The sequence below is a fragment of the Lentzea kentuckyensis genome (genome assembly GCF_002150765.1).
GTDB lineage: Bacteria > Actinomycetota > Actinomycetes > Mycobacteriales > Pseudonocardiaceae > Lentzea > Lentzea kentuckyensis.
The window spans coordinates 1-2,521 of record NZ_MUYM01000233.1; the positions used below are offsets into that span (position 1 = coordinate 1).

Annotated in this window: 2 protein-coding genes; one reads left to right on the forward strand and one right to left on the reverse strand. The window is 68.9% G+C overall.

The window, feature by feature from the left end:
• A partial coding sequence (locus tag B0F77_RS46250; protein WP_086669357.1) for a proline--tRNA ligase occupies positions 1-1,618 on the reverse strand: 1,618 nt, incomplete at its 3' end.
• A gap of 134 nt (positions 1,619-1,752) precedes the next feature.
• Here B0F77_RS46250 and B0F77_RS46255 point away from each other — a divergent pair.
• Entirely contained in the window at positions 1,753-2,112 is a 360-nt protein-coding gene (locus tag B0F77_RS46255; protein WP_086669358.1) for a VOC family protein, read from the forward strand.
• Positions 2,113-2,521 lie beyond the last annotated feature (409 nt).

The following is a 2,521-nucleotide window of genomic DNA, read 5'->3' on the forward strand; positions in this document are numbered from 1 at the left end:
TCGTCGGGATGCCGACCAGTTCGGCGTCCGCGAACTTCACGCCGGGGCTCGCCTTGCGGTCGTCCAGGATGACCTTGAGGCCCTTGTCGCTCAGCTGCTTCGCGAAGTCCTCGCCGGCCGTCATGAGCGTCTCGTCCTTGCCCGCGACGACGACGTGGACGTCGGCGGGGGCCACGTTGCGGGGCCAGATCAGGCCGCGGTCGTCGTGCGACTGCTCGGCGATGACCGCGACGAGGCGCGAGACGCCGACGCCGTACGAACCCATGGTGATGCGCACGGGCTTGGAGTCAGGGCCGAGGGCGTCGAGCGAGAACGCGTCCGCGTACTTGCGGCCGAGCTGGAAGATGTGGCCGATCTCGATGCCGCGCGCGGCGACCAGCACGCCCTTGCCGTCGGGCGACGGGTCGCCCTCGCGGACCTCGGCGACGTCGATGACGCCGTCGGGCGTGAAGTCGCGGCCCACCACCAGGTCGAGGATGTGGTGATCGGTCTTGTCCGCGCCGGTGACCCACGCGGTGCCCTTGACGATGCGGGGGTCGGCGAGGAAGCGGACGCCGTTCGCCTGGATCGCGCCCGGTCCGATGTAGCCCTTGACCAGGAACGAGTTCTTGGCGAAGTCGCCCTCTTCGAGCATCGCGACCTCGGCGGGCTCCACGGCCGCTTCGAGGCGCTTGAAGTCGATCTCGCGGTCGCCGGGGACGGCCACGGCGAGCAGCTCCCAGTCCTTGCCGGGGTGCTTCACCTTGACCAGCACGTTCTTCAGCGTGTCCGCCGCGGTGAACTTGCGGTCGGTGTTCGCGTTGAGGAAGTCGACCAGGCTTTCGATGGTGGGCGTGTTCGGCGTGTGGTGCACCTGCGCGGCGGGCTTGTCGTCGATCGACTGCTCGGCGGGCGCGGGCGTCGCGACGGCCTCGACGTTCGCCGCGTAACCGGACTCGGTGCTGCGGACGAACGTGTCCTCACCCGTCTCGGCGACGGCGAGGAACTCCTCCGACGCCGACCCGCCCATCGCGCCGGACGTGGCGGAGACGATCACGTACTCCAGGCCGAGCCGGTCGAAGATGCGGATGTAGGCGTCGCGGTGGTCCTGGTACGACTGGCTCAGGCCCTCGTCGGTGAGGTCGAACGAGTACGAGTCCTTCATCAGGAACTCGCGGCCGCGCAGGATGCCCGCACGGGGACGCGCCTCGTCGCGGTACTTGGTCTGGATCTGGTACAGCGTGACGGGGTAGTCCTTGTACGAGCTGTACTCGCCCTTCACCGCGAGGGTGAACATCTCCTCGTGCGTGGGACCGAGGAGGTAGTCGGCGCCCTTGCGGTCCTTCAGGCGGAACAGGTTGGGGCCGTACTCCTCCCACCGGTTCGTCGCCTCGTAGGGCTCCTTGGGCAGCAACGCGGGGAACTGGATCTCCTGCGCGCCGAAGGCGTCCATCTCCTCGCGGACGACGGCCTCGATGTTGCGGAGCACCTTGAGCCCGAGCGGCAGCCAGGTGTACCCGCCCGGCGCGACGCGGCGGACGTAGCCGGCGCGCACCAGCAGCTTGTGGCTGGGCACTTCGGCGTCCGCCGGATCCTCGCGAAGAGTGCGCAGGAACAGCGACGACATCCTGGTGATCACGGTGGGTACTCCTCGTTCACGGGCTGTTGGAGCAGCCTACTGGTTACGCCGCCGGCTCTTTCGCGGCGGCGGGTTTCACGGCCTCTGACCTGCACAGACCAAAATTGTCAGACCCCCTGAGTAGCGTCCCCCGCATGTCCCTGACGATTGAAATGATCACCATCGACACCGGCGACGCGCGCAAGCTCGCGGAGTTCTGGACGGCCGCTCTGAACACCACGATCCAGAACGACTGGGGCGAGTTCCTCCTCCTCGCGCCGAACACCGAGACCGGCCCGGCCTTAGGCATCCAGCAGGTGCCGGACGCCACGCCGGGCAAGAACCGCATCCACTTCGACTCGCACGTGCCGGACCGCAAGGCGGAGGTCGCCCGCCTGGTCGAGCTCGGCGCCACCGAGGTGGCGGTGCACAGCGTCCCCGGTCTCGTCTGGTCGGTGCTGGCCGACCCGGACGGCAACCAGTTCTGCGTCGGCCAGGCAGGCGAAGAACTCTAGGCCCTCGCTCAACGCGCGCGGTCGTACCAGCTCCGTGCCACCGAGATCGCCGCGCACTCCGGCCGATCTCGGCTGGCCGGCGCTGACCGACCGCACCAACTCCACATCGGCCACGCCGGCGGCGAGCACCCGCGCCGTGACACGAAACCCCGGCAAGGTTCCGCGCCACCGCACTCGCTCTTGCCGAGCGCGACCGACGATCCACAGCCATGCCAACTCCACGCCAGACGAGATCACCGCCCACGCCGACCCGATCTCGGCTGGCCAGCGCTGACCGACCGCACCAACTCCACATCGGCCACGCCGGCGGCGAACACCCGCGCCGTGACACGAAACCCCGGCAAGGTTCCGCGCCACCGCACCCGCTCGTAGCCCAGCGCGACCAACGATCCACAGCCATGCCAACCCC

Excerpts from the sequence above, each read along its gene's own strand:
- B0F77_RS46255 (WP_086669358.1), top strand. The coding sequence starts at position 1,753 with ATGTCCCTGACGATTGAAATGATCACCATCGACACCGGCGACGCGCGC.